The following is a 26,945-nucleotide window of genomic DNA, read 5'->3' on the forward strand; positions in this document are numbered from 1 at the left end:
ACCCAAGCGCCGAAGAACACCCCCATGCCACGCAAGTCCGCCCCGGCGAAGTCCGCCATCGACAACGCCGCCCTGACCAAGCAGGACTTCGAAGCGCTGTCCGATTTCCGCTACCAGTTACGGCGCTTCCTGCGGTTCTCGGAAGACGCTGCGCGCGGCGAGGGCGTGACGGTCCAGCAATACCTGCTGATGCTCCATATCCGCGGTTGCCAGGAAAAGAACTGGGCGTCCGTGGGAGAACTGGCCGAGCGGCTGCAGGCCAAGCAGCATGGCGTGGTGGCGCTCGTCAACCGATGCGAAGCCGCCGGGCTGGTGAGCCGCAAGGCCGATCCGGATGACCGTCGCGTCGTGCAGATCCATCTGCTGGCCAAGGGGGAGCGCTGTCTGAACCGGCTGGCGCTGCTGCATCGGACCGAGCTCGAGTCCCTGCGCAACACCTTCCGCGTGGCGCGCATCACGGCGTTCAATGACGACGGTGCCGACCGCTTCTGAGGCGCGACACCGCGCCGTGCTCTCGCCGTTACAGTCCGTTACCCAACACAATCTCTCGTGACACCTGCGGCCGGGTCGTGACCCTAGACTCCCGCGCATCGACCACACGCGCACTGGCGCAGGAGTTCCCACCATGTCTTTCCCGCTTCGTTCGGCCGTGCTGGCCGTGCTGGCTTCCGGCGCGCTGGCTGGTTGCGTTACCGCGCCCTATGGCAATGGCTATGGCGGGAGCTACGGGGGCGGCTACGGCAACAGTGGCTACGGCACCAGCACCAGTGGCTATGACAACAGCGGCTACGGCACCAGCGGCACGCAACTGAGCGGCGGCGCAGGCTATCCGCAGCAGACGTATCCGCAGACGTCCTACCCGCAGCAAGGCTACCCACAGGCCGCGTATCCCCAGCAAGGCTATCCGCAACAAGGCTACCCGCAGACCACGTATCCGCAGCAGGGATCGCCGCAGCAGGGCTATCCACAACAGGCGGGCTACGACCAGTACGGTTATCCCGGGCAGGCGCAGGGCAGCTACAACGGCTATGCCAATGATCCGTACGCGGTCCGGTACGGGTGGGTGGAATCGATCGAGACGATGCCCGGACAGCCCGCCGGCACGAGCGGCGCGGGGGCGGTGATCGGCGGCGTGGTCGGCGGTCTGCTGGGCCACCAGGTGGGCGGCGGCCGCGGCAACACCGTGGCCACGATTGGCGGTGCCGTGGCGGGCGCCGTGGCCGGCAACGAGGTGGAGAAGCGCTCGGCGGCCACGCCACCGGCCTATCGCGTGCGCGTGCGGACGAATGACAACGGCTATCTCACGCTCACGCAAAGCAGCCCGTACAACCTGCGCAATGGCGATCGCGTAAAGATCCAGAACGGCGTGGCCATGCCCTACTGACCGGTGCTTAGTGGTCTGCGCGCTTGCGCAGACCCGATGGCCCGGTGACCCGGGCAGTCGGCGCAGTCCCCGCTCGGGTGGGGACCGCCGGTACGGTCCGCCTCAGGACAAGGTGTTGACCAGGAACGTCAGTGCGCGACCGTGGGCCAGCGCCGCCGAGCGCTGGTGGTAGGAACCGCGAGCCCAGCAGTTGAAGCCGTGATCGGCCTTGTCGTAGACGAAGATCTCCGTGCCGCGCTTGCCGGCGACGGCCTGGCGTACCTGCTCCACGTGTTCCGGCGTGATATGCGCATCGAGCGCGCCATAGTGGAACTGCACCGGCACGTTGATCGCTGCCGCTTCGTGCAGGTTGTTCTGGATCCCGCCGCCGTAGTACGGCACGGCCGCATCCACCAGCCCGCGCGCCGCCGCCAGGTAGGCCAGCAGGCCGCCAAAGCAGTAGCCCACGGCCGCGACCTTGCCGCCCGCGCCAATCTCCGCACGCAACGTCTTCACGGTTGCGGCGATATCCGACACGGCGGCTTCCACGTCGACCGACTTGCGCAGCGCCATCGCCTCTTCCATGTCCTTGCCGGCATAGCCCAGCTCCACGCGCGGTGCCTTGCGCCAGAACACGTCCGGCGCCAGCACGACGTAGCCGTCGGCCGCATACTGGTCCGCCACCGAGCGGATATGTTCGTTGACGCCAAAGATTTCCTGCACGAGCACGATGCCAGGGTTGTTCGCCTGCTTGCCGGCGGGCGGCAGGCTCAGGTAGGCATCGAAGCTGCCATCGGTGGTATCGATACGGATCCAGCGGCTGTTGGGCGTGGTCGTCATGGTGAATGATTCTCCAGGGTTTGGGAGCAATGCTTGCGAGGCAAGGCGCAAGTGTGCCACTGGCCGTGCATTCGTGCAGGCGACCCGACGGAGGCAAAAAAATGCCGGCACCGCGGGGGGCGGGTGCCGGCATGGGGCCGCGCAGGGACGGCGGCCGCAGTGCTGTTTATCAGTCAGCCAGTGAGGCCCCTCACCAGCGCATTTGAACGTTCTTCTCGCCCGGACTCACCGTGGCTCGCTTGGACATGCCTTCATACGTGGCAACCACCTGATACGAGGCGTGCGGCCCCCTGATCAGACAGCGCGGCCCGGTGGACGTGAATTGCGCCACTTCCTTGCCGTTGCGCATCAGCCGGACATTCACGTCCGACAGATACTCGCCACGACCGCCTTGCGTGAACAGCAGGCCCATATCGTAGTTGCGGGCCTCGCTTCGCATCTCGGCCTGCTCGTCTGCCGCCACGCCACCGCACATATAAGTGAAGGGGCCGGCGGTCGATGTGGTCATGTCGGCACGGGCGGCAATCGTCACACCGAGGGATGCCACGGCCAGGCCGATGGCACACATGGCGCGCGCCTGTCGGCGCATCGTAGTTCGATCGATATACATGGTTTCCTCCTGCCAGGTTGACCGGACGACAGGATGGCGGGGATGTGCGCGGCAGGTTCGGCACATCGGAGAGACAACAGCCAGTCACAGTCTCCGGAGGTACACGCTTGCAGTACACACCCGCGCCGGCGGAGGATCTGTCAGCGTTTGACTGATCTTCCTGCGGGACGATGCCGCGGGGTGCCGGGGAGGCAGGCGGCGAATGAGCAGGGAAAGCCGGAAGGAAAAGCGGAGGGAAGCGGGAGAGAAACGCGGACCGGCGGAGGTGCCGGCCCGGCAACGGGCGCGATCAGTACGCCGAGGACTGCTCGAAGCGGGTGCGCCAGTTGTCCGAATAGGCGCGCACGACGGCGGCGTCTCCACGGATCAGCATGCCGTTTTCCGCATTGCGTTCCTGCGCGGACTTGGTGAAGTTGAACGATCCGGTGAACACGGCCTGGTCGTCGAACACCATGACCTTGTTGTGGGCGATCGCCGGCTTGGTATCGACCACGACCGGAATGCCGGCGTTCTTGAGGAAGGTGGCGCTGGTATAGCGCTCGGATACCTGGCTCTTGTCGACAATCACGCGGACATCCACACCGCGCTGGTGCGCTTCGGCCACGGCCTTCGCAATCTGCGCGTTGGTAAACGAGTACGCCTGGATCAGCAGCTTGTGGCGCGTGTTGCGGATGGCGTCGATCAGCATGGCCTGGCAGCTCGGACCATCGGGCACGAAGCACAGCGTATAGGTGCTGCCGCTCGCAAACTGGCTGGGGCGTGCGCTGGGGGTGCCGAGCGCATCGGCCAGGCGTTCCAGCGTGGAAGTGGTGCGGGCCTGGACGGCGCCCGCGGCGGCCACGAGCAGGCTCGCCACGGCGAGCCGCCTGAATCGGGAAATCGAAAGGAGCATCAGCGTTTAGAGGTTGAGGCGGGAAATCGGCGGCCCGCAGCGTAACAGGCCGAGCCCCTCCCAGGCAACCGGCAACGGCCCTTGGGGCTATCCATTTTCGCTGCCTATGATGGAGAGATTCGGCGGTGGGCTGGCGGCCACCGCGCCGTGTGCCACGCGACACAGGAGACAGACCATGTCCAACCACACTTACAAGCTGGTCGAGATTGTCGGATCGTCGCCCGATGGCAGTGACGACGCCATTCGCAGCGCGCTGGCCAAGGCCGGTGAAACCATCAAGCATATCGACTGGTTCGAGGTGGTGGAAATGCGCGGCCACGTGCTGGACGCCAAGGTCGCGCACTTCCAGGTCACGCTGAAGATCGGTTTCCGCGTGACCTGAGCGGACGGGTCGCAACCACCGGGCGGCAAGCCGCCAGTCCGCGCGGCGTCCGTCGCGCGGGCGCCCTCCTGTGCGCCCGTCCGGGCGGCCCTATCGCTCTCGTCATGCCTTCGCAATACGCGCCTGACGCCCCTCTTGGCGCCCCGGGCGCCGCCCCCCTGCTGACCCGGTAAGCGACGGGCCAGCCGACGACGTTATGATGCGGGACCGCGCGGCTTCGCCGTGCTTCTCGCGCCACGGCGCCGAAGGATTCAGATTGCGTTTTCTCCACACCGCCGACTGGCATCTCGGTCGGCTGTTCCATGCCCGCAGCCTGCTGGAAGACCAGGCACATGTGCTCGACCAGTTTGTCGCACTGGTGCGCGACGTGCGCCCGGACGCGGTGCTGATTGCCGGCGACGTCTACGACCGCGCGGTGCCGCCGCCGGAGGCCGTGGCGCTGCTGGACGATGTGCTCGCGCGCATCGTCGTGGATGCCGGCGTGCCGGTAGTGATGATCGCGGGCAACCACGACAGCGCGCACCGGCTCGGCTTCGGCGCGCGGCTGATGTCGGCGCAGGGGCTGCATGTGGCCGGGCGCACCGGTCCGCAGGCCAGTTGCGTGACGCTGCGCGACGCGCATGGCGAGGTGCGGATCTACGCGCTGCCCTATGCCGAGCCCGCGGCCGTGCGCGACGCGCTGGGCGTGGACGTGCCCGGTCATGAGGCGGCACTGGCCGCGCAGCTCGACGCGATCCGCGCCACGCATCCTGCCGGCGTGCGTGCGGTGGCGGTGGCCCATGCGTTCGTGGTGGGTGGTGCCGTCAGCGAATCGGAACGCCCGCTCTCGGTGGGCGGCAGCGGCGCGGTGGCGGCGGACGTCTTCCACGGCTTCGATTTCGTCGCGCTGGGCCACCTGCACCGGCCGCAGACGATCGGCGAACGCGTGCACTACGCGGGATCGCTGCTCAAGTATTCGCTATCGGAAGCCGATCACGTGAAGACGGTGTCGCTGATCGACGTCGATGCCGACGGCCACGTGCAGATTGAATCGGTGCCGTTGCAGCCGCTGCGCGATCTCCGCATACTCACCGGCGAACTGGCGGCGTTGCTGGCCGATGGCGCGACCGATGCGCGCCGCGACGACTACGTCTACGCGATGCTGACGGATACCGGCGCGTTGCTGGACCCGATGGCGCGGCTGCGTCGGGTCTACCCGAATGCGCTGGCGATGGAGCGTACGGTGCTGGCGCGCAGCGGGCAGGCCGGCGAAGCGGGACGACAACTACGGGAACTGGATACGGGCGCGCTGTTCGCAAATTTCTTCCGCGAGGTGGCTGACGCGGACCTGGATGGCGACCAGCGTCGGACACTCGAAGATTTGCTGGCCGGCATGGCGGCGTCGGAAAGGGAATCGGCATGAAACCGCTTTACCTGAAGCTGCAGGCATTCGGGCCGTTCGCCGCCACCGAGACCATCGATTTCACACGGCTCGGCGAGCAGGCCTTCTTCCTGATCCACGGGCCGACCGGCGCGGGCAAGACCACGTTGCTGGACGCGATCTGTTTTGCGCTCTATGGCGACACCTCCGGCGGTGAGCGCAATGCGCAGGACATGCGCAGCGCCAACGCCGATCCTGCGCTGCGCACGGAAGTCACGCTGGAGTTCAGCCTCGGCGCCATGCGCTATCGCGTGACGCGGTCCCCCACGCAGGATCGCCCCAGCCAGCGCGCCGCCGGCGGATTCGTCAAGGAGACCGCCAAGGCGCAGCTCGATATGCAGATCGACGACGGCTGGAAAAGCAAGGCCAGCCAGCCCAACCGCGTCAGCGATGCGGTGCGCGACCTGCTTGGCTTCGACAGCGCGCAGTTCAGGCAGGTCATCGTGCTGCCGCAGGGCCGCTTCCGGGAATTGCTCACTGCCGATTCCCGGGCGCGGCAGGGCATCCTCGAACGCCTGTTTCATACCGAGCTCTACCGCCGCGTCGAGGAACTGCTGAAGGAGCAGGCGGCCGGCATCCGGCGCGAGGCGGACGAGATCGCGCTGCGTCGCAAGACGCTGCTGGACCAGCATCAGTTGCCGTCGACGGATGCGCTGGCCGAGCGCATCGCCGCGCTGCAGGAAACGCTGACGGAGCTGCAACGCCGCGAGACGCTGGCCCGTGCCGCCAGCGAAGCCGCGCAGGCATCGTTGCGCAAGGGCGAGATGGAAGGCACGCAGATCAAGGCATGGCAGGAAGCCGAGGGCGCCTGTGCCGTGCTGGCGGCACGTGCTCCCGCCGTGGAGGCGGATCGGACGCGCTTGCAGACGGCGCGCCGTGCGGCGCAGGTGACGCCGCTCGCGCAGAACCTGGAGGTCGCCACGCGGGACCGCGCCGAAGCGCACGCATCGCAGGACAAGGCGCAAGCCGCTGCCGCGCGGGCCACGCAGGTGGCCGAGACCGCTGTCAACACGTTGCGCGCCGAGCTGGCGCGCGGCGAAGCCCGGCTGGCGGCACAACGCGCTGTGTCGACGCTGGAGGCGCTGCTACCGCACGCACGCCGGCTCGGGGTGCTGCAGAACGGCCTCGCGCAGTCCACCGCCGTGGTGGCGAAGACGCAGGCCGCGCATGACCACGCGGTCGGTGCGCTGGCCACTGTCACGGCCAGGCTGAAGACCGTGGAGCAGGAACTCGAACAGGCCGGGCGCGATGCGGCCGGCCTGCAGGCGGCCATGCTCCAGCGCGACAATGCGCGCGAGCGCGCCGCGCGCATCGCCCGCTATCGTCAGGTGGAGGCTGAACTGCTGCCACTGCGCGACGCGTCGGTTGCGGCCGAACGTCAGGTAGCACGGGCCACGGATGCGCGCGACGTTGCGCGGGCGGCGCTGGCACAGTCGGAGTCGGCGTGGCGCGTCGGACAGGCCGCCCGTCTGGCGGCCGGACTCGCTCGCGGCGAGCCTTGCCCCGTTTGCGGCGGCAAGGACCATCCGGCGCTGGCGCAACAGGTGCTGGCGCTGGTGACCGATGACGACCTGGATGGTTGCCGTGAAGCGCTGCGTCGCGCCGACGATGCGCTGGCGAGCGCTACCGCCGCGCATCAACAGACCCATCTCGGCGTTGCGCAGGCACAGGCCCGCCTGGCTGATCTTGCCGACGCCGCCGGCGATATTTCCGAAGACGGCGTGCGCCGGCTCGAAGCGGATATCGCCGCGCTGTCCGGTGCGGTGACGCAGGCCGAGACGGCAGCCCGGCGTGCCGAGGCGCTTGCCACCACCCGGGCACAGGGCCGCGCCGCCTGCGAGGCCGCGGAAGCCGCCGTGAAGACGACGGATGCCACCGCCCGGTCGGCCGCCCAGGAGCAGGCGAGGCTCGAAGGCGAATGGCAGGCCGAGTGCGCGCGGGTGCCGGAAGACTCGCGCGATCCGGACGTCATTGCCGCGGCGCTCGATGCCGCGCGCCGCGAAGCCGGCGCGCTGGAGGCGGCGCTCACGGCGGCCCAGGGTGCGGAGCGCGATGCGGTGGCGATGCTGGCCGGCGCCACGGCCGCGCTCACATCCGCGCAGGCCGGTGTCCTGCAGGCCGACACGCGCCTGCAACAACATGAAGCGGCGCTCCGCCAGGGCCTTGCCGATGCCGGCTTTGCCGATTCCGCCGCATACGCGGCCGCGTGCCTGCCGGGCGAGACGATCGCGGAACTCGACAAGCAGGTTCGCGCGTTCGAAGTCGACCTCGCCACGGCCATCGACCGGCGCGAGCGCGCGGCGACGGCGGCGCGTGGCCTGCAGGCGCCCGATCTGCCGGCGCTGCTCGGCGCGCGCGACGCCGCGGCCGTTCAGCTGGAAGATGCGATCCGGCAGCGAACCGAGGTCGCCGCATCGCGCGACGGCCTGCTGCAGTGCCAGGGTTTGCTCGATTCGCTGGCCGCCGAAAACCGTGACGTGGAGGCGCGCTATGCCGTGCTCGGCCGCCTGTCCGAGGTGGCCAACGGCAACAACCCGCGCCGCATGACGTTCCAGCGCTTTGTCCTGGCCACCTTGCTCGACGAGGTGCTGGAGGCGGCCTCGCTGCGGCTGCTGCGCATGAGTCGCGGCCGCTACGCGCTCCAGCGTGTGCGCGAGCAAGGCGACCAGCGGACGGCGGGCGGCCTCGATCTCGAAGTCTTCGATCACGATACCGGCAGCGCGCGCCCGGCCAATACCCTGTCGGGCGGCGAGGGATTCCTCGCGTCGCTGTCGCTCGCGCTGGGTCTGGCCGACGTGGTGCAGTCCCGCGCGGGCGGCATCCAGCTCGACACGCTGTTCATCGACGAGGGCTTTGGCACGCTGGACCCGGAAAGCCTGGATTTCGCGATCCGCACGCTGCTGGATCTCCAGCAGGCCGGCCGGCTGGTGGGCATCATTTCGCACGTTTCGGAGCTGCGCGAGCGAATCGACGTACGCCTCGAAGTCCGCCCCGGCGTGGCCGGGAGCCAGGCTGTGCTGCGCATGCCATAAAACGGGGGCGATGACCGATTATCGCCCGCGATGCGGGACCTATCCTTGACCCTGTTTTGAGGGCGGGTGTAACCTTTGTTCATTCTGCGAATTGAGGTTCGTAGAGCGAACAAAGCAAAAAGCCGCATAGACGGCCGCCAAGACAACTGCAGATTGTCGCATCCTGTCCTGCCATGCCATCGTGCGTCACCACGGGGCTGCCGTGAGGACGCCTAGTCCAGCATGACCGGAGACAGCTTTGCGTGCCGCGCCCTTGCGGCCGGTCCCGGTTCTCTGCCGGACCCTCCGAACTGGAACGCAAGTGATCAACAAGCTATATGACTCGGTGGAAGCGGCAGTGGCCGGTATCCACGACGGCGCCACGATCCTGATTGGCGGCTTTGGCATGGCTGGCATGCCTGCCGAGCTGATCGACGCACTGATCGCACAGGGTGCCGGCGACCTGACCATCGTCAACAACAACGCCGGCAATGGCGACACGGGCCTGGCCGCGCTGCTCAAGACCAAGCGCGTGCGCAAGATCATTTGCTCATTCCCGCGCCAGGCCGACTCCTACGTTTTCGATTCCCTCTACCACGCCGGCGAGATCGAGCTGGAACTGGTGCCGCAGGGCAACCTGGCCGAGCGCATCCGCGCCGCCGGTGCCGGCATCGGCGGCTTCTTCACCCGTACCGCCTACGGCACGCCGCTGGCCGAAGGCAAGGAATGCCGCATCATCGACGGCCAGGGCTATGTGTTCGAGACGCCCATCCACGCCGACTTTGCCCTCATCAAGGCCGACACGGCCGACCGCTGGGGCAACCTCACCTACCGTAAGACCGCGCGTAATTTCGGGCCTATCATGGCGATGGCCGCCAAATGCGCGATCGTACAGGTGAGCAACATCGTGGAACTGGGCGAGATGGATCCCGAGCACATCGTCACGCCGGGCCTGTTCGTCAAGCGTGTGGTCAAGGTCGGTGGCGCCGCCGCCAAGGCCGCCTGACCGTAGAAGGAGAGACAGATGCAACGCCTGACCCGCGACCAGATGGCTGCCCGTGTGGCCAAAGACATTCCCGAAGGTGCCGTGGTGAACCTCGGCATCGGCCTGCCTACCCTCGTCGGCAATCACCTGCCGGCCGACCGCGAGATCCTGCTCCACAGCGAGAACGGCCTGCTGGGCATGGGCCCCGCGCCCGCGGCTGGCCAGGAAGACGGCGACCTGATCAACGCCGGCAAGCAGCCGGTGACGATCAAGGCCGGCGGTTCCTATTTCCACCATGCCGATTCCTTCGCCATGATGCGTGGCGGCCACCTCGACTTCTGCGTGCTGGGTGCGTTCCAGGTCTCGGAAAAGGGTGACCTGGCCAACTGGCACACCGGCGCGCCCGGCGCCATCCCCGCCGTGGGCGGCGCGATGGACCTGGCCATCGGCGCCAAGCAGGTGTTCGTGATGATGGAACACCAGACCAAGCAGGGCGAAAGCAAGATCGTGCCGGAATGCACCTATCCGCTGACCGGCATCGCTTGCGTCACGCGCATCTACACGGATCTGGCCACGCTGGACGTCACGCCTGACGGACTGGTCGCCCGCGATCTGGTCGAAGGCCTGTCCTTCGAGGAACTGCAGCGCGCAACCGGCGTGCCGCTCAAGCAAGCCGTGTCCGCCTGATACACCAAAGACGAGAGAGACAAACCATGACCGACGCTTTTATCTGCGACGCCATCCGTACCCCCATCGGCCGCTACGGCGGCAGCCTGTCCGGCGTGCGCCCGGATGACCTGGGCGCGGTGCCCCTGAAGGCGCTGATGGCTCGCAATCCGAACCTGGACTGGTCCGCCATCGACGACGTGATCTACGGCAACGCCAACCAGGCCGGTGAAGACAACCGCAACGTGGCGCGCATGTCGCTGCTGCTGGCCGGCCTGCCGGAAGCGGTTCCGGGTTCGACCATCAACCGCCTGTGCGGCTCCGGTATGGATGCCACCGGCACGGCCGCGCGCGCCATCAAGGCCGGTGAAACCAACCTGATGATCGCCGGTGGCGTGGAAAGCATGAGCCGCGCCCCGTTCGTGATGGGCAAGGCCACCAGCGCGTTCTCGCGCGATGCGCAGATCTTCGACACGACCATCGGCTGGCGCTTCATCAACCCGGCGATGCGTGCGGCCTACGGCGTGGACTCGATGCCCGAGACCGCCGAGAACGTCGCCACCGACTACAAGATCAGCCGCGAAGACCAGGATCTGATGGCGCTGCGCAGCCAGGAAAAGGCATCGCGCGCCCAGGCCGACGGTACGCTGGCCCAGGAAATCACGGCCGTCACGATTCCCCAGAAGAAGGGCGACCCGCTGGTGGTGGATCGCGACGAGCACCCGCGTGCCACCAGCATGGAAGCGCTGGGCAAGCTCAAGGGCGTGGTGCGCGCGGATGGCACGGTGACCGCCGGTAACGCATCGGGCGTGAACGATGGCGCCTGCGCGCTGCTGCTGGCCAGCGAAGCCGGCCTGAAGCAACACGGCCTGACCCCGCGTGCCCGCATCGTCGGCATGGCCACGGCCGGCGTGGCTCCGCGCGTGATGGGCATTGGCCCGGCACCGGCCACGCAGAAGCTGATGAAGCAACTGGGCATGTCGCTGGACCAGATCGACGTGATCGAGCTGAATGAAGCGTTCGCCGCGCAAGGCCTGGCCGTGCTTCGCCAGCTGGGCATCGCCGATGACGACAAGCGCGTGAACCCGAACGGCGGCGCCATTGCACTGGGCCACCCGCTCGGCATGAGCGGCGCCCGCCTGGTGACCACCGCGATGTATCAGCTGCACCGCACCGGTGGCCGCTACGCGCTGTGCACGATGTGCATCGGCGTGGGCCAGGGCATCGCCATGGTGATCGAGCGCGTCTGATCGCGGCGGCAGGCCAGGATGTGAATCGAGCGGCCCGGCGCCACCGTCGGGCCGTTCCCATGTCTGTACATGTCGGACGCCTGCTTAATGTTCTTCACTTCCTGCCGATAAACCGTGTGGGAAGTTTCAGTGGTGTCTCTTCCCCAACGAGGTAGAGCATTGCGGCCAGGCCGACGGGCTCGCCGGTCTTGCCGCATCTTTTTTGATGGAGCCGGCTGATGTTGCCGGTGCGGAGTACTGAGATGTCCCTTCCCGTTGCCACGCTCGTGACCGGTGCCAGTTCCGGTATCGGCCGCGCCATCGCAGAAATGCTGCTGGCGGATGGCGTGACCCAGGTGGTCAATGTCGACTATGTGGAACCCGCATGGTCGCACCCCAACCTGACCTTCTTCCAGGCCGACCTGACCGATGCCGACGCCACGCGCGCGGTGGCGGCGCAGGTGACCTCCCGATTCGCCGTCACGCGGCTGGTGAACAATGCCGGCGCCACGCGCCCCGGCACCGCCGACACGGCCACCGCGGCGGATCTCGACTACGTGGTGGGTTTGACCCTGCAGGCCACGATGCTGCTCACCCAGGCCTGCCTGCCCGCCATGCGCGCGGCCGGTTTTGGCCGTATCGTCAACATGGCCTCGCGCGCGGCGCTGGGCAAGCCCGAGCGCGTGGTGTATTCCGCGGCCAAGGCCGGGCTGGTTGGCATGACCCGAACGCTGGCGATGGAGCTGGGCGGCGACGGCATCACCGTCAACGCCGTGGCACCGGGTCCCATCGCCACGGAGCTGTTCCGCCGGAGCAATCCGGAGGGCAGCGAACAGACACGGCGCATTCTTGCGAGCATCGCCGTGAAACGCATGGGAACGCCGGAAGACGTGGCGCGTGCCTCGCTGTTCTTCCTTTCGCCCGAAAATGGTTTCGTGACCGGACAGGTACTGTATGTCTGTGGCGGAACCACGCTGGGCGTGGCACCCGTATAAGAAAATGCCCGCCCTGGCACGGGGCGGAAACAGCGATTCAAGCTTTGCGCCCGTGGCGCCCTGGCAGCGCTGCTGGCTTGCATCAATTCCTGGAGCACAAGATGAGCATGACCAATCAACCGTCGAAGGCGCGCAGACGCCTGCTGGCCGCCGGCGTGGCACTGGCCGCCGGCTTTGCCGCCATGACCGGCGCGCAAGCACAAGGCACCTATCCGACCAAGCCGATCACGATGATCGTGCCGTTCTCGGCGGGTGGCACCACGGACATCCTGGCGCGTATCGTTGGCCTGCAACTGGGCAAGGCGCTCGGCCAGCCGGTGGTGATTGACAACCGCCCCGGCGCGGGCGGCAACATTGGCGCATCGCTGGCCGCCAAGGCCCCGGGCGATGGCTACACGCTGTTCATGGGCACCATCGGCACGCACGCGATCAACCAGTCGCTGTACTCCAAGCTGCCGTATGACCCGGTGAAGGACTTCGCGCCGATCACGCGTGTGGCCATGGTGCCGAATCTCGTCGTGGTGAACCCCAAGGTTCCGGTCAACAACGTCAAGGAACTGATCGCCTACGCGAAGGCCAATCCGGACAAGCTGGCGTACGGCTCGTCGGGCAGCGGCTCGTCGATGCACCTGTCAGGCGAACTGTTCAACTCGATGACTGGCCTGCACATCCAGCACATTCCGTACAAGGGCAGCGCCCCGGCCGTGAATGACCTGCTGGGCAACCAGATCGGCCTGATGTTCGACAACATGCCGTCGTCGTACCCGCACGTGAAGGCCGGCAAGCTGCGCGCCATCGCCGTGACCTCCGCCAAGCGCTCGCCGGCTCTGCCGAACGTGCCGACGGTGGCCGAAGCCGGTGTTGCGGGCTACGAAGCCACGTCGTGGTTCGCGCTGTACGCCACGGGCGGCACGCCGCAACCGATCGTCGACCGCCTGAACGCCGAAGTGGTGAAGATCCTGGCCATGCCGGAAGTGCAGAAGCAGATGGCCGAGCAGGGCGCCGAGCCGCACCCGGAAAAGCCGGCGCAGCTGGCTGGTTTCATGAAAACCGAAACCGCCAAGTGGGCCAAGGTGGTGAAGGCTTCCGGCGCGACGGTGGACTGATCGACCGCGTCTGACATGTTGTGAAAAAACCGGCCTGCGGGCCGGTTTTTTCTTTGGTGCCGCGCGTGGTGCGTGCCGTCATTGCCGGTGCAGCGCCGGTTGCAATCTGGTGCGCCCGATTCCCCGACGTGCCGATCGCGACGCGCCGATAGTGCGCAGAAAAAACCCGCGAACCAGTCGCGGGCACAAATCCCAGATCCCTTGGGGGACAGGAGGAGACAACCTTCGGCGCTGGCCGTTTCAGGTCAGGCTGTACTTCACGACCTGCTCTTCCACGCCGACAAAACGCACCAGCTGGCGCAGGCCGCTGGCGTATTCCTTGATGTGGTGGCCTTCCGGCGTATCGGGCAGCCGGTAGTAGATCGGGGCCGAGCCGGCGCGCGCGCGGGTGGCGGTGGCAGGCGGGGCGGACTCGCCCGAGGCACCGCCGTCGGCAAATTCCGGTCTTGCGTTCATGGACAACTCCCGGGAGGCGCATGGCGCGGAACGTTGGGCCGGCAAGAAGGGCGCGCGCACATGCGGGTGGCAATGTCTGGAATGTATTGCAAGCGGTCGGGAAATGCCATTTCGAATTTTTTACATCAGTTTCGAGATAATTGACTAAATTGTCATAAATCGGACCGGGTGCGCCGGCTGCTCTGCTGCGAGCTGCAACGAGGGCATATCCAAGGGGTTAACGGCATGACTTGGCGTGACTTGCGCGCTACCATATCGCCCACCCCCGGGGCGACCCTCGCGGCCACGATGTGCTCCGGGTCGCAACCTTCATGCCAGCGCCTCCGCTTTCCCTTCCACCCGTCGAATGTCCACCCAACACGCCCTGTTGATTTCCCTGATCGAAAAGCCATCGTCCGGATACGACCTGGCGCGTCGTTTCGACAAATCGATCGGCTATTTCTGGCACGCCACGCACCAGCAGATCTACCGGGAGCTGGGTCGGATGGCGGACAGCGGCTGGATCGTCGCCGATGAGCCCGCCGGTGGGGCCGATGGCGATGGCGTCGAGAAGAAGAATCGGAAAAAGGTGTATCGCGTCATGCCGGCTGGCCGCGATGAACTGGCGCGCTGGGTCCTGGCGCCCGGGCACGGGCTGGATCAGCGGGAAGAGATTCTGGTCAAGCTACGGGCGGATGCCGCCATCGGCCCGCTCGGCCTGGAAGGCGAACTGGTGCGGCTGATCGCGCTGCATCAGGCGCGGCTCGAGACGTATCGCAATATCGAGCACAAGGATTTCTCGTCGGGCGACATGGACCGCGCGAAGCAGATTCAACATGCGCTGCTCAGGCGCGGCATCCGGTTCGAGGAAGACTGGGTGGCCTGGGGCCAGGCATTGCTGCCGCTGCTGGCGATGCCGGCCAGCAGCGGCGACTGACCCGACGCTCAGGCCGGATCGACGATGCGCGCGGCGCTGGCGCCGGCCGTTTCGGCCAGGCCCAGACGACGGCGTGCGAGCGCGTACTCTTCCACGAAGCGGCGCACCAGCTCGGCTGCCGGCACCACGCGCTTGATGGCGCCAACGCCCTGGCCGGCGCCCCAGATGTCCTTCCATGCCTTGGCGCTGGCCGAGCCGAAATTCATCTTCGATGCGTCGGAGGTCGGCAGCGCCTCCGGGTCCAGCCCCGCGCGCACGATGCTGTTGCGCAGGTAGTTGCCGTGCACGCCCGTGAACAGGTTTGAATAGACGATGTCGTCGGCAGTGCTGTCCACGATCATCTGCTTGTAGGCGTCCTGCGCGTTGGCCTCCTGCGTGGCGATGAACGCCGATCCGATATAGGCCAGGTCGGCGCCGGCGGCCTGGGCGGCCAGTACGGCGTCGCCGCTGGCAATCGCACCCGACAGCAGTAGCGGGCCGTCGAACCATTCGCGAATCTCATGCAGCAACGCAAACGGCGAGAGCGTGCCGGCATGGCCGCCCGCGCCCGCCGCCACGGCGATCAGGCCATCGGCGCCCTTGTCGATCGCCTTGCGGGCGAACGTGTTGTTGATGATGTCATGCAGCACGATGCCGCCATACGAATGCACGGCCTCGTTGACTTCCACACGTGCGCCCAGGGAAGTGATGACGATGGGCACCTTGTAGCGCACGCACAGTTCCAGGTCGTGCTCCAGCCGGTCATTGGACTTGTGCACGATCTGGTTGACCGCGAACGGCGCGGCCGGGCGGTCCGGATGCTTCGCGTCGTGCTCGCCCAGCTCGGTCGTGATGCGGTCCAGCCATTCCTCGAGCTTTTCCGCCGGGCGCGCGTTCAGCGCCGGAAAGGATCCCACCACGCCCGCCTTGCACTGGGCAATGACCAGGTCGGGGTTGGAAATGATGAACAGCGGCGAGCAGACGGCCGGCAGGGAAAGGTTCTGAAGCAGGGCGGGAAGGGCCATGTCGGTTCTCTTGATGTGTTGCGAATGCGTAAGACAGTGGTTCGACGGCAAGAGCGACGCGCGCGCCGTGCCATCGAAACCGGAAATCGGGAAAGACGTTTCAGGTACCGGTGAGCACCTGCTTCTGGTCGCCAAGCCGGGCCGCCATGGCCGCGCCGAGCGCCTCGAGTCCGCTGCGCGGCCGGATCATGACCTCGAATTCGGCGATCTTGCCGGCCGCGTCGAAGCGGATCATGTCGATGCCCTTCAGCGCCTTGCCGCCGACGCTGGCGCTGAACTCCAGCACGACGCTGTGGCCGTCTTCGCTCACGAGGCTGCGGTGATAGCGGAAATTCTCGAAGACTTCATTGACGGTAGTGAGCACTAACTGGATGGCGGCACGGCCCGGATAAGGGGTGTGGGCCACCGGGGAACGGAACACGACGTCATCGGCAACGATGCTGCCGAGCGCATCCATCGAATGGGTGGCGATCATCTGATGCCACGTGTCCAGCGATTGCCGGGCGGCCGGGGCGAGCGAGATGCTGTGCATGGTGTCTCCTCAGGGTCCTCAGGGTCGAAAGCTCTGATCTGGCTTTTATGCAACTGGTTGCATACTGACTGGGAAGATTACACGCCCGAAAAGCTGGCCGCAAGTCCAATTCGGCGAAGCATCCTTCAGGGTCCGACACATGCCCCGTGGGCTGGCGGTGGAATGCGGCGCATTTTGTGGCGCCTTGTCTACAATGAGCCCATTGCCGTTTGCGAAGCAGGAGAGTCAGTGACCACCCACACGAGCGCCGACCAGACTGATCGAGCTGATCGAGCGGGTCCGCCGCACACCGCGCTGCCCGATGGCCTGTTCGAAGCCGACCTCGCCGCGTGGCGCAACCAGCCGGAACGCGCATTCGACGGCTGGCTTGCCCAGCATGGGTTCCGCCACGGCACGGCCGTGGTGTATCGCGCGATGTGGGGCAAGTTGCTGCGCTGGTCGGGCGAACGCGGCGTGCCGCCGCTGACATGGTCCGCCGCGCAGATTGGCGACTTCCTCGACGCCCAGGACCTGCACAAGCGTCATCGCTATCGCTATGCGCGACTGATAGAGCGAATTTTTCATCATCTGTCGCGGCTTCAGCAAAACCTGCACAACCCCGCCAGCCAGGCGGTGAAGAACCACCTCGCCGAGGGCGAGAACGATCCCACAGCCTTCCTGTTGCCGGGCGAACGCGACCTGCTGGTCGCGCGCATCCTGGCGCCGGCGCCGGACGCCGGGAGTCAGGAAAAGCGGGGAATATCGCCCACGCAATGGAAGCGGGCGCGCGACGTGGCGCTGATGGCGATATTGCTGGGCGGCGGACTGAAGGTGGCCGAAGTTCGGGCGCTGCGCGTGGACGGCATCGACGGCATCGACGGCATTGATGGCGGGCCGATGGCGCTACGCATGGTGCGCACCGACAACGGCCGGGCCTATACCGTGCCGCTGTTTGCGTTTTCGCATCAGCCGCTGCGGCACTGGCTGGCCCTGCGCGCCGCCGCGGAGACGCTGGGTGACCTGGTGTTTCCGGCCATGGCAAACGGGCGCCCCATGCACGCGGCGTCGGTGTATCGCCGCGTGGAAGTGTTGCTGGATGAGGCTGGCGTGCTGGCCGGGCGCAGTGAGCGCGCCTCCCCACAGACACTGCGCAATACCTGTGGTGCCATGCATTTCGACGTGGGAACATCCCCCGCCGCCGTGGCGCAATTGCTAGGGATGCGGGATCTGGAATCCGGCTGGCGGCTGCACGCGGCGTATGAGGCGTGGCAGTCACGTGCCGGCCTGCCGGCCACGCCAAAGCCGGTCAGCAAGGCCCCGGGTGGCGTATCCCCGGCGTAACGTGGCGGCGCTATGATGGCGGCCGCCCGGTTCGCCACATAGCGCCACGCCGCGCGGACTGCTGGCACTTCTGCAACGATTTCTGAACCTGAACATTCACATGGCTGAGACCTTACTGCTGACGGGCGCCACTGGCTATATTGCTTCGCACACATGGGTGGCACTGCTTGAAGCGGGCTACAACGTGATCGGGCTCGATAATCTGTGCAACAGTAACCGGGAGGTTGTAAGCCGCCTGGCCGCCATTAGCGGCAAGACGCCGCATTTCGTGGAAGGCGATGTGCGAGACCGGGCGTTGCTGGACCGCCTGCTGGCCGAACACAAGATCACGGGCGCGATTCATTTCGCCGCGCTCAAGGCCGTGGGGGAATCGGTGAGTCAGCCGCTCGCCTATTACGACAACAATCTCAATGGACTGGTCACGCTTTGCGCCGCCATGCAGTCGGCAGGTGTCAGGCAACTGGTGTTCAGTTCATCCGCCACGGTGTATGGAAATCCGCATACCGTGCCGATCCTCGAGGATTTCCCGCTCTCGGCCACCAATCCGTACGGTCAGACCAAACTGATGAGCGAGCAGATCCTGCGCGATCTGGAGATTTCCGATCCTTCCTGGCGAATTGGTTACCTGCGGTATTTCAATCCGGTCGGGGCGCATGAAAGCGGCCGGATTGGCGAAGACCCCGGCGGTATTCCCAACAATCTCATGCCGTATGTGGCGCAGGTCGCTGGCGGCCGGCGCGAAAAGCTCAGCATCTATGGCGGCGATTACCCAACCGTCGACGGTACGGGCGTCCGCGACTACATCCATGTTTGTGATCTTGCCGACGGACACGTGGCGGCGCTGGGCTATCTGCGCGACAAGGCGCGGAGCGTGACGGTGAATCTGGGAACCGGGCGCGGCTACAGCGTCCTGGAGGTAGTGAAGGCCTACGAACGTGCCAGCGGCCGGTCTGTTCCCTACCAGATCGTCGGGCGTCGGCCGGGCGATATTGCCTCGTGCTATGCCGACCCGACGCTCGCCCGGGAACTGCTTGGCTGGAGCGCCCGCCATGACATCGACCGGATGTGCGCGGATTCCTGGCGCTGGCAGTCGATGAATCCGAAGGGGTTTACCGCCTAGTGCCGACCGTCGCGCGTACCCGTTTCTGCGGGGAGTGTGAGCGGCACAAAATAAAAAAACCGGGCAATTGCCCGGTTTTTCAATGCATACGACAGTTTCGGTCGCTGCTTAGCGGATCAGGAAGTCATCCACCGTCTTGCCGTTGGCCAGCGCCTGCGTCAGCCAGCCCGGGCGCTTGCCGCGGCCGGTCCAGGTATTGCCGGCGCTGTCGCGATATCGCACCGGGACCTTGCGGCTGGCCTTCTTGCCGGCTACGGCCTTGCTGCCAAAACCGAGGTCGTCGGCGGTCAGGCCATATTGTTCGATTTTCTCGCGAATATCGGCGATCACGGTGGCTTGCTCGCGTGCCTTGATCTCTTCTGCCTGCTTCTGCAGTTCGCTGATTTTCTGAACGATTTCCTGATATGTCGCCATTTGTATGCCTCGATTTATCGGTGGGTCTGTGAATAGCAGACGGAATTATAACCACACGACGCCATGCTGCAAATCCCCCCGGCACTAAACAGACCAAATTTACGAAAAGTCTCAAATCGATATATTCGCTGAACTTTTAAGTAGGTGCGTAGTCCTCCGTGGCATTTGCAAGCGGCGTGTTCATCGACGCGTGAATAGCATGCGAAAAGGCCGGGATAAATCCCGGCAGGAATTGCGATGCGTATCGCGTCGACAGCAAAACGCGGTCCCAATAACGGCTGCATTCCGGGCGGCATGCCGGCGCGGAATGGCACGCCGTGCAGTGGCGTAGTCGCACGTCTACGTGCCTCTTCGGTTAAGCGACGAGGTCTAATGGGCCGGCCAAACGACCGTTCAATCGACTTCCCGATGGCGGACGAATTCAGCAGGCGCTGAACAGCAACAGGCCCGCGGTGGTTTTCAGTTTGGTGTGCCGCAGCATTTGCGTGATGCCATGTGGCATATGCGCCGGTATTTTCCGATCGTTTGAAAGTGCGTCAGTCGTCATTCAAAGTGCCGATTTACCGTACGCCTCAAGGATGCTTCTGGCCCGGCCGTTATCGTGTCTTGAGCAGGCCGTCGGGGTGTTGGCCTGCCGGACCGGCGCAGGGGAGTGGCGTCGGGTTTCCTCCTAATGATCAGCACATCATGTCCTTCCACAACAATATTCAGATCAAGACCCTTTTGCGGGGCGCCATGGCCATGCTTGCGGCCATCCTGTTGCTCGTCGGCGGCGCTGGCTTGCATGGCATCTCGCAGACCAATGATGCGCTGAAGGAGACCTACGCCAACCAGCTTGCATCGTCGCTAGCCCTGAGCGAAGCGATGCTCGGCACCACCCGCGTGCGCCTGGCGCTGGACCGGGGCGTCATGCCCGGCGCGGAAGGCGACGATATGAAGAAACACGTCGACCGCTCCATGGTGTTCGTGGAGTCGTCCGATGCCGGCTGGAAGCGCTACATGGCGCTGCCGCAGGGGGACGAGGAAAAGGCGCTGGCCAGCGCGCTGGCCGCCCGGCGCCAGGATTTCTTCGAGAAGGGCGCGGCCCCGCTGCAAAAGGCACTGCTTGCCGGCAGCAAGGACGAGGCGCTGCGCCTGGCGCGGGACGTGCTGCCCGATCTGCAGCGATCGTTGTCCACCGCGCACGACAACCTGGAGAAGTTCCAGCTGAACACGGGCAAGGAGAACTTCGACGCCGCGCAGTCTCGCTTTGAGACGATTCGCGTTGTGTCGATCGCACTGATCGCTCTTGGCATCGCCATTGCCATCGTGGCCACCGTCGCGCTGCATCGCGCCATCGTGCGCCCCGTGGAAGAGGCGCTGGACGTGTTCGAGCGCATGGCGCGCGGCGACCTGACGTCGCGCATCACCAGCATGTCCCGGAACGAGGTTGGCCGCATGATGCAGGCGTTGGCCACCATGCAGGACAGTCTGTCCGGCATCGTTGCCGAAGTGCGCGGCGGCACGGATTCCATCGCCTCGGCCACGCAGCAGATCTCCGCCGGTAACACGGATCTGTCGCAACGTACCGAAGAGCAGGCGTCGTCGCTGGAGCAGACCGCCGCCAGCATGGAAGAGCTGACCACCGTGGTCCGCCAGAACGCCGATAACGCCCGCCAGGCCGGCGTGCTCGCCGGCGAGGCATCGCAGATCGCCATGAAGGGTGGCGACGTGGTCGGCCGCGTGGTCGACACCATGAACGAGATCAACGGCGCGTCGCGCAAGGTGGTCGAGATCATCGGCGTGATCGAAGGCATCGCGTTCCAGACCAACATCCTCGCGCTGAACGCCGCGGTGGAAGCCGCGCGTGCCGGCGAACAGGGCCGCGGCTTTGCCGTGGTGGCTGGCGAGGTGCGCAGCCTGGCGCAACGCAGCGCCAACGCCGCCAAGGAAATCGAGTCGCTGATCAGCGAGTCCGGCCAGCGCGTGGAAAGCGGCACCCGGCTCGTGGCCGAAGCGGGCCAGACCATGGGCGAGATTGTCCAGGCCGTGCGTCGCGTGACGGACATCATGAACGAGATTGGCGCCGCGTCGCAGGAACAGACCACCGGCATCGAGCAGGTCAACCAGGCCGTGAACCAGATGGACCAGGTCACGCAGCAGAACGCGGCGCTGGTCGAGGAAGCCGCAGCCGCCGCCGGCGCGCTGGAAGAGCAGGCGCAGAAGCTCAAGAGCGTGGTGTCGGTGTTCACGCTGAGCGCGGGCGGCGACGTCCGTCAGGCCGCTATCGCCGCACAGCGCCCGGCCCATTCGCTCGCCGCGCTGCCGGCCGTTGCGTCGAAGGCAAGGCCGGCGGCATCGGCCGCACCGGCGATCAAGGCACCCGCCGGACATGCGCGCAGTGCCGATCGCGCGCCGGCGCGCCCGACGTCGGCGCGTCCGCCGGTCGTGCGCAAGTCGCGCGAAGACAAGCTGCTGCGCCCTGCGTTGTCCGGCACGACGCCGGCAGCGGCAGCCGACGACAACTGGGCCGCATTCTGAGTCGGTAATCCGTCCGGAATCAGCGCATTACTGTTCACACGGCGACCGCAAGATGCCATGATGCGGGCCTTTCCAGGTCCGCACCCCGGTGTTCCGATGCGCGCGCCTCGTCCAACATCGCGCAGCCCCAATGATTGCCACGAGTTCTAGCCTCCTGCTGCTTGCAGCCCTGCTCGGCGTTGCCGCCGCGCGGGGAGTGCGCACAGCCAACGCGGAGGGCGGGCAGGCACGCAAGACAGGCCGGTCCCTGATGTGGTCGGCGGCCTTGATGTCGCAGGGCATCATCGGCATGCCGCTCTGGGTGGCGCTGGCGTCCGGCACCCTGACCGCCGTCAACGACGGCGCGAAGCTAGCGGCCACGCTGGTCGCCTCGCTGGTGGCCAGCGTCGTCGCCACCCAATGGTTTGCCTCGGCCTACCACTGGTTGCGCCAGGGCACGCGTGGCTGGCGTGCCGCCGTGGTGGTGGCAATGGTCGCCGGGGCCGGGCTGGTGGCCGTGGCCGGTACGCGGCTGGGCCGCACATGCGGCGGCCAGTCGATGACGGCACGCGCGTGCATGGATGCGGCGGGACTCCCCGGCCCGGCCTGGCTGGCGGGCGGGCTCACGCTGCTTTGCCTGGCGATGTTCGCCGTGCATCGCGCCCAGTCGAATGGATGGCTGACCGTGCCGGCACGCGCCGAGGGCGGCCTGATCGACGACCTCATCGATGAGATTCCCACCGCGCAGATCGCGCGCCACGCCGAGTCCAGGCCGAGCCGGCGCGGCCACGCCCGCATTCCCGGCCTGACCGTGCGCCCCGCCGCACGCGGTCAGGCGCCGTTGGGCGAATACAGCGTCAGCACGGAGCTGCCGGATCGCGTCGCGTTCGGGCGCTGGCTCGACCAGACCATTGCACAGGCCAGGCTGTCCGAGATGGCCTGTGCGGTGCTGCTGATCCACATCGCCGACTTCCGTGAGGTGGACGAGGTCTTCGAGGTGCGTGCCGACGACATCCTGGCGCAGGATGCCGGCGCGCTGGCGCAGGCCGCGCTGGAACCCCACGACTTCCTCGCCCGGCTGGCGCGCGACGAGTTCGCCGTCGGCGTGCCGGAAATGGTCCAGCACAACCGCGCGCATGAACTGGGCTCGCGGGTGTTGGGCTCGCTGGCCGAATTCGTGGCGGCGCGCGGACTGCAGATGCAGATCGGCGTCAACATCGGCATCGCCATCTATCCGCGCGACGCACAGACGTCGGAGGCGCTCATGCAGGCGGCCCGCGTCAGCCTGACCGAGGCGCGCGAAAGCGGCTCCAACCAGGTGCGCGTATTCAATTCCGCCGCCGGCGAACGGGCGCGGCGCACGCGCGTGATCCGCCGCGACCTCTGGCTGGCCATCCAGGACGACGCCTTGTCACTGATGTACCAGCCAAAGTTCGACGTCAGGCATCGCCGGGTGGTGGGCGCCGAAGCGCTGTGCCGCTGGCGCCATCCCGCGCTGGGCATCGTCAACCCGGCGGAGTTCATCATGGTGGCCGAGCAGTCGGGCCAGATCGACAAGCTCGACGACTGGGTCATCGCCCGGGTTTGCGCGCAGGTGCGCCAGTGGCAGGATGCCGGGCTGCCCGTGGTGCCCGTGGCGATCAACGTCTCCGGCCTGCGCTTCGCCAGTCGCAATTTCCCGCAGTACCTGCTGGACCAGATTCATCAGCACGACATCCCGCCGTCCGCGATCACGCTGGAGATCACCGAGACCGCGGCCATGAAGGACATCGGCAAGTCGCTGGAAACGCTGGCGGAGCTGCAGGCGCTGGGCATCCACGTGGCGCTGGACGACTTCGGCAGCGGCTATTCCAGCCTGGGCTACCTCAAGCGGCTGCGCGTGGGCACGCTCAAGATCGACCGCACGCTGATCGGCGGGCTCGATGCCGACCCGCAGGGGCGGGCGATCGTCGGGTCGATGGTGGCGCTGGCGCACGAGCTGCGCATGAAGGTGGTGGCCGAAGGCGTGGAGTCCGCGTCGCAGCTCGACATCCTGCACGCGATGGGTTGCGACGAAGTCCAGGGCTACCTGATGTCCTTGCCGCTGGACCCGTCGGCCTTCGCCGAAACCCTTCGCGCCGCATAACCGGTGCGAGGGTAAACGCCGACGCCGGAATTAGAGGTTTTCCTCTATCCCGTCGTCGGCGGTCTACATCGCGGCCACGGCCGGACGATATGCCGAATACAGGGCAGTGGCACGCGTACGGCGTGCTCGCCGGCTGGCCTGTCCGCCGCCGGCCGCCGTATGTGCGTTGCGCCCCCTGGCGGACCAACCATTCACGGAGTCCCCATGTCTCTCCCGAGCATACTCGTCGTCGACGATTCGCCTTCCCTGCGCCGCATGATTGGTGCCTGCCTGCGGGCCGGCGGCTATACGGTTACGGAAGCCGCCGATGGCAAGGAGGCGCATGAAGTGGCGCAGGAGGGGGACTTCGGCATGCTGGTGACCGACCAGGTCATGCCCGGCATGGATGGCCTGACGCTGATCCGCGCGCTGCGCGCCACGCCGGCCTACGCCGCCATTCCCATCCTGATGCTGTCCACCGAGCATGACGACCGCATCCTCGATCAGGCGCGGGAAGCCGGCGCTTCCGGCTTCCTCGCCAAGCCGTTCGATCCCGACCAGTTGATGGACTCGGTCCAGGCGCTGCTTGCCCCTCCCACAGAGGGGTAAACCAGGCGGCCATGTCGCCCTTTATTCACCCCGCGCCCTGCCGTAAATACTGGAGGGCCATAGCAGGTGCCCGGCCAGCGCCGGGGCACTGCTTCCGGTCGCCAGCAGCCAGGGAGACGTCACCCGGCCACGACCAACCAAGCCAGCGGGGGCAACCATGAATACCAGCATCAACAAGGCAGACGGCGCGGGAGAGGAATTCCTGGCGTTCAGGCTTGGCCGCGAAGAGTACGGCATCGACATCCTCAAGGTTCAGGAGATCCGGGGCTACGAATCGGTGACCCAGATCGCCAACGCGCCGGCTTACCTCAAGGGCGTGATCAACCTGCGCGGCATCATCGTCCCGATCATCGATCTGCGTATCAAGTTCAACCAGGCCGAGGTCACCTATGACCAGTACACGGTGGTGATCATCGTCGACCTGAACGCGCGCACCACGGGCATCGTGGTGGACGGCGTGTCCGACGTGCTGACGCTGACCCCGTCGCAGATCAAGCCGGCACCGGCGCTCTCCGGTGGCGTGGAAACCGAATACATCCGTGGCCTGGGATCGCTCGAGGGCCGCATGCTGATTCTTGCGGACATCGAGAAGCTGATGGATCTCGACGACCTGGCGGCCATCGACGCCGCGGCCGGCACGGCCTGAGACCTGCCGGGCAGCCCGGTTTTTCCATCCCGGTCAACGGTGCGCGCCGCCTGACAAAGCGCGCCGGGGCCATCGGCGACCACGCAGCAATCATCCATGAGAAACAACCAGCCAGTTACCCAACGCGAGCACCTGCTCTCGTCGAACGATTACCTGATTTCGCGTACCGATCTCAAGGGTCGGATCACGTTCGCCAATCGGGCGTTCATCGAGACGAGCGGCTTCACGGCTGAGGAACTGCTGGGCGCGGCGCACAACCTGGTGCGCCATCCCGACATGCCGCCCGAGGCGTTTGCCGACCTGTGGCAATCGATCCAGGCGGGCAAGTCGTGGGTCGGCATCGTCAAGAACCGACGCAAGGACGGCGACCACTACTGGGTTCATGCCACCGTCACGCCGACGAGCGTCGATGGCCGGATCGTGGGCTATACCTCGGTGCGCTCGATGGCCAGCCGCGAGCAGATCGAAGCCGCCGATGCGCTGTATCAGCGCTTCCGCGAAAACCGTGCCGCGGGGCTGGCGATTCGCGATGGCGCCGTGGTGCGTACCGGCGTGGCCGGCTTCATCGGGCGACTCACGCGCGTGAACCTGAAGCGCCGCATCCTCTGGGCGCAGCTGGCCGGGCTGGTGTGGTTCCTGGCGGCCGTCGCAGGCGCGCACTGGCTGGCCCCCGAGGTCACCGCGCAACTGTGGCCGTGGCTGTGGGGCGCGTTCGGACTGGCGGTGCTGTCGTCGTTCGCGGCGGGCTCGATGCTGGTTTCGCGCGTGGAGCGGCCGGTCGGCGAGATGCTGGACTTCGCGCTGCGCCTGGGTGCCGGCGACCTGACCACGGGATTCGAATATCGGTCCAACGATGAGATCGGCGCGTTGTCGCGCGCCATGCAGACCATGCAGCGCAGCCTGTTGTCCGTCGTGCACGACATCCAGACGGGCATGGCCAGCATCTCCACGGCGACGCACCAGGTGGCGGCCGGCAATAGCGACCTGTCGCAACGCACGGAACAGCAGGCCGCGTCGCTGGAGGAAACCGCATCGAGCATGGAGCAGCTGACCAGCACGGTGCGCCAGAACGCCGACAACGCGCGGCAGGCCAGCGGCCTGGCGGCCAATGCCTCGGAGACCGCCGTGCGCGGGGGCGAGGCGGTGGGCCGCGTGGTGCAGACGATGGACGAGATCAACCAGGCATCGCGCAAGATCGTCGACATCATCGGCGTGATCGAAGGCATCGCATTCCAGACCAACATCCTCGCGCTGAACGCCGCTGTGGAAGCCGCGCGGGCCGGCGAACAAGGCCGCGGCTTTGCCGTGGTGGCCGGCGAGGTGCGCGGCCTGGCGCAGCGCAGCGCGAATGCGGCCAAGGAAATCAAGGGCCTGATCGGCGACACCGTGGCGCGCGTGGATAACGGCGCGGCACAGGTGAGCGACGCAGGCGCAACCATGGACGAGATCGTGCAGGCCGTGAAGCGCGTGACCGACATCATGGGCGAGATCAGTTCGGCATCGGCGGAACAGAGCTCGGGCATCGAACAGGTGAACCAGGCCGTGGCGCAGATGGACGAGGTGACGCAGCAGAACGCCGCGCTGGTCGAGCAGGCCGCTGCCGCGGCAGGCTCGCTGGAAGAACAAGCCGATCGCCTGCGCGAATCGGTCTCCACCTTCCGCGTCAGCATGCAGGCCGAAATCCGGCCGGCGCGCGCGCGACGGGTGGCGGCGATCGGTGAAGTGGGGAGCGAAGCCGGGCTGGCAACAGCCTGAGTTTCACAGGAACGGGGTAAGAGCGGCGCACGAAACGCCGTGACAACGCGGGAGGGAGCAGTCGATGCCAA

At 66.6% G+C, this 26,945-nt stretch carries 25 protein-coding genes; 18 read left to right on the forward strand and 7 right to left on the reverse strand.

From position 1 onward, the window contains the following. The first annotated feature begins 24 nt into the window (after nt 1-24). Entirely contained in the window at nt 25-492 is a 468-nt protein-coding gene (locus tag BLR29_RS25215) for a MarR family winged helix-turn-helix transcriptional regulator (RefSeq protein ID WP_092140768.1), read from the forward strand. A gap of 133 nt (nt 493-625) precedes the next feature. Beyond that, nucleotides 626-1,384: a glycine zipper 2TM domain-containing protein gene (locus BLR29_RS25220; protein WP_092140770.1), complete on the forward strand. Its 759-nt coding sequence runs from the start codon at nt 626-628 to the stop codon at nt 1,382-1,384. A gap of 102 nt (nt 1,385-1,486) precedes the next feature. Here the strand turns inward: BLR29_RS25220 and BLR29_RS25225 are convergent, their stop codons facing one another. The 3 genes from BLR29_RS25225 to BLR29_RS25235 all read right to left on the reverse strand — a co-directional run bounded on the left by BLR29_RS25225 (nt 1,487) and on the right by BLR29_RS25235 (nt 3,669). Next, nucleotides 1,487-2,203 (reverse strand): dienelactone hydrolase family protein, encoded by a 717-nt coding sequence (locus BLR29_RS25225; RefSeq protein ID WP_092140772.1) that lies wholly within the window; start codon nt 2,201-2,203, stop codon nt 1,487-1,489. 190 nt (nt 2,204-2,393) lie between these two features. Further along, a complete protein-coding gene (locus BLR29_RS25230; RefSeq protein ID WP_092140774.1) occupies nt 2,394-2,813 on the reverse strand; it encodes a hypothetical protein in 420 nt (139 codons plus the stop codon). 289 nt (nt 2,814-3,102) lie between these two features. Then, a complete protein-coding gene (locus tag BLR29_RS25235; RefSeq protein WP_255371437.1) occupies nt 3,103-3,669 on the reverse strand; it encodes a phospholipase D family nuclease in 567 nt (188 codons plus the stop codon). A gap of 211 nt (nt 3,670-3,880) precedes the next feature. Here BLR29_RS25235 and BLR29_RS25240 point away from each other — a divergent pair, with 211 nt between their 5' ends. From BLR29_RS25240 to BLR29_RS25275, 8 genes are all read left to right on the forward strand, one after another. Further along, on the forward strand, nt 3,881-4,087 hold the full coding sequence (locus tag BLR29_RS25240; RefSeq protein WP_092140778.1) for a dodecin: 207 nt from the start codon (nt 3,881-3,883) through the stop codon (nt 4,085-4,087). A gap of 256 nt (nt 4,088-4,343) precedes the next feature. Continuing rightward, nucleotides 4,344-5,489: an exonuclease SbcCD subunit D gene (locus tag BLR29_RS25245; RefSeq protein ID WP_092140970.1), complete on the forward strand. Its 1,146-nt coding sequence runs from the start codon at nt 4,344-4,346 to the stop codon at nt 5,487-5,489. Continuing rightward, nucleotides 5,486-8,539, forward strand: a complete 3,054-nt coding sequence (locus BLR29_RS25250) for an AAA family ATPase (RefSeq protein WP_092140780.1) — start codon at nt 5,486-5,488, stop codon at nt 8,537-8,539. Before BLR29_RS25245 ends, BLR29_RS25250 begins: the two co-directional genes overlap by 4 nt. A gap of 301 nt (nt 8,540-8,840) precedes the next feature. Continuing rightward, entirely contained in the window at nt 8,841-9,524 is a 684-nt protein-coding gene (locus BLR29_RS25255; protein ID WP_092140782.1) for a 3-oxoacid CoA-transferase subunit A, read from the forward strand. Between the two features lie 18 nt (nt 9,525-9,542). Further along, nucleotides 9,543-10,190 carry a 3-oxoacid CoA-transferase subunit B gene (locus BLR29_RS25260; RefSeq protein WP_092140784.1) on the forward strand — a complete coding sequence of 216 codons (648 nt, stop codon included), beginning with the start codon at nt 9,543-9,545 and terminating at the stop codon, nt 10,188-10,190. 26 nt (nt 10,191-10,216) lie between these two features. After that, entirely contained in the window at nt 10,217-11,419 is a 1,203-nt protein-coding gene (gene pcaF / locus BLR29_RS25265; protein ID WP_092140786.1) for a 3-oxoadipyl-CoA thiolase, read from the forward strand. A 242-nt stretch (nt 11,420-11,661) separates the two neighbouring features. Further along, entirely contained in the window at nt 11,662-12,393 is a 732-nt protein-coding gene (locus BLR29_RS25270; RefSeq protein ID WP_092140788.1) for an SDR family NAD(P)-dependent oxidoreductase, read from the forward strand. Nucleotides 12,394-12,494: 101 nt separating this feature from the next. Beyond that, a complete protein-coding gene (locus BLR29_RS25275; protein WP_092140790.1) occupies nt 12,495-13,499 on the forward strand; it encodes a Bug family tripartite tricarboxylate transporter substrate binding protein in 1,005 nt (334 codons plus the stop codon). 240 nt (nt 13,500-13,739) lie between these two features. Here BLR29_RS25275 and BLR29_RS25280 read toward each other — a convergent pair whose 3' ends face one another. Then, nucleotides 13,740-13,955, reverse strand: coding sequence for a hypothetical protein (locus BLR29_RS25280; RefSeq protein WP_092140792.1), 216 nt, complete (start codon nt 13,953-13,955; stop codon nt 13,740-13,742). A 346-nt stretch (nt 13,956-14,301) separates the two neighbouring features. On the opposite strand from BLR29_RS25280, the gene BLR29_RS25285 reads away from it, so the two are divergent. Then, nucleotides 14,302-14,871 carry a PadR family transcriptional regulator gene (locus tag BLR29_RS25285; protein ID WP_092140794.1) on the forward strand — a complete coding sequence of 190 codons (570 nt, stop codon included), beginning with the start codon at nt 14,302-14,304 and terminating at the stop codon, nt 14,869-14,871. An 8-nt stretch (nt 14,872-14,879) separates the two neighbouring features. Here BLR29_RS25285 and BLR29_RS25290 read toward each other — a convergent pair whose 3' ends face one another. Further along, on the reverse strand, nt 14,880-15,875 hold the full coding sequence (locus BLR29_RS25290) for an NAD(P)H-dependent flavin oxidoreductase (RefSeq protein ID WP_092140796.1): 996 nt from the start codon (nt 15,873-15,875) through the stop codon (nt 14,880-14,882). 100 nt (nt 15,876-15,975) lie between these two features. Further along, on the reverse strand, nt 15,976-16,407 hold the full coding sequence (locus tag BLR29_RS25295) for a nuclear transport factor 2 family protein (protein ID WP_092140798.1): 432 nt from the start codon (nt 16,405-16,407) through the stop codon (nt 15,976-15,978). A gap of 228 nt (nt 16,408-16,635) precedes the next feature. On the opposite strand from BLR29_RS25295, the gene BLR29_RS25300 reads away from it, so the two are divergent. Continuing rightward, a complete protein-coding gene (locus BLR29_RS25300) occupies nt 16,636-17,727 on the forward strand; it encodes a tyrosine-type recombinase/integrase (protein WP_369804707.1) in 1,092 nt (363 codons plus the stop codon). 100 nt (nt 17,728-17,827) lie between these two features. Next, on the forward strand, nt 17,828-18,847 hold the full coding sequence (gene galE, locus BLR29_RS25305) for a UDP-glucose 4-epimerase GalE (RefSeq protein WP_092140802.1): 1,020 nt from the start codon (nt 17,828-17,830) through the stop codon (nt 18,845-18,847). Nucleotides 18,848-18,955: 108 nt separating this feature from the next. Here galE and BLR29_RS25310 read toward each other — a convergent pair whose 3' ends face one another. Next, nucleotides 18,956-19,261, reverse strand: coding sequence for an H-NS histone family protein (locus tag BLR29_RS25310; protein ID WP_092140804.1), 306 nt, complete (start codon nt 19,259-19,261; stop codon nt 18,956-18,958). Between the two features lie 687 nt (nt 19,262-19,948). On the opposite strand from BLR29_RS25310, the gene BLR29_RS25315 reads away from it, so the two are divergent. The 5 genes from BLR29_RS25315 to BLR29_RS25335 all read left to right on the forward strand — a co-directional run bounded on the left by BLR29_RS25315 (nt 19,949) and on the right by BLR29_RS25335 (nt 26,874). Next, on the forward strand, nt 19,949-21,781 hold the full coding sequence (locus BLR29_RS25315; RefSeq protein WP_092140806.1) for a methyl-accepting chemotaxis protein: 1,833 nt from the start codon (nt 19,949-19,951) through the stop codon (nt 21,779-21,781). A 130-nt stretch (nt 21,782-21,911) separates the two neighbouring features. After that, the gene (locus BLR29_RS25320; RefSeq protein ID WP_092140808.1) at nt 21,912-23,885 is read left to right on the forward strand and encodes a putative bifunctional diguanylate cyclase/phosphodiesterase; all 1,974 of its coding nucleotides are present in this window, start codon (nt 21,912-21,914) and stop codon (nt 23,883-23,885) included. A 204-nt stretch (nt 23,886-24,089) separates the two neighbouring features. Beyond that, entirely contained in the window at nt 24,090-24,473 is a 384-nt protein-coding gene (locus tag BLR29_RS25325) for a response regulator (RefSeq protein ID WP_092140810.1), read from the forward strand. A 157-nt stretch (nt 24,474-24,630) separates the two neighbouring features. After that, nucleotides 24,631-25,119, forward strand: coding sequence for a chemotaxis protein CheW (locus BLR29_RS25330; protein WP_092140812.1), 489 nt, complete (start codon nt 24,631-24,633; stop codon nt 25,117-25,119). Between the two features lie 96 nt (nt 25,120-25,215). Next, nucleotides 25,216-26,874 carry a methyl-accepting chemotaxis protein gene (locus BLR29_RS25335; protein ID WP_092140814.1) on the forward strand — a complete coding sequence of 553 codons (1,659 nt, stop codon included), beginning with the start codon at nt 25,216-25,218 and terminating at the stop codon, nt 26,872-26,874. The last annotated feature ends 71 nt before the right edge of the window (nt 26,875-26,945 follow it).

This window comes from Cupriavidus sp. YR651, from assembly GCF_900101625.1.
GTDB lineage: Bacteria > Pseudomonadota > Gammaproteobacteria > Burkholderiales > Burkholderiaceae > Cupriavidus.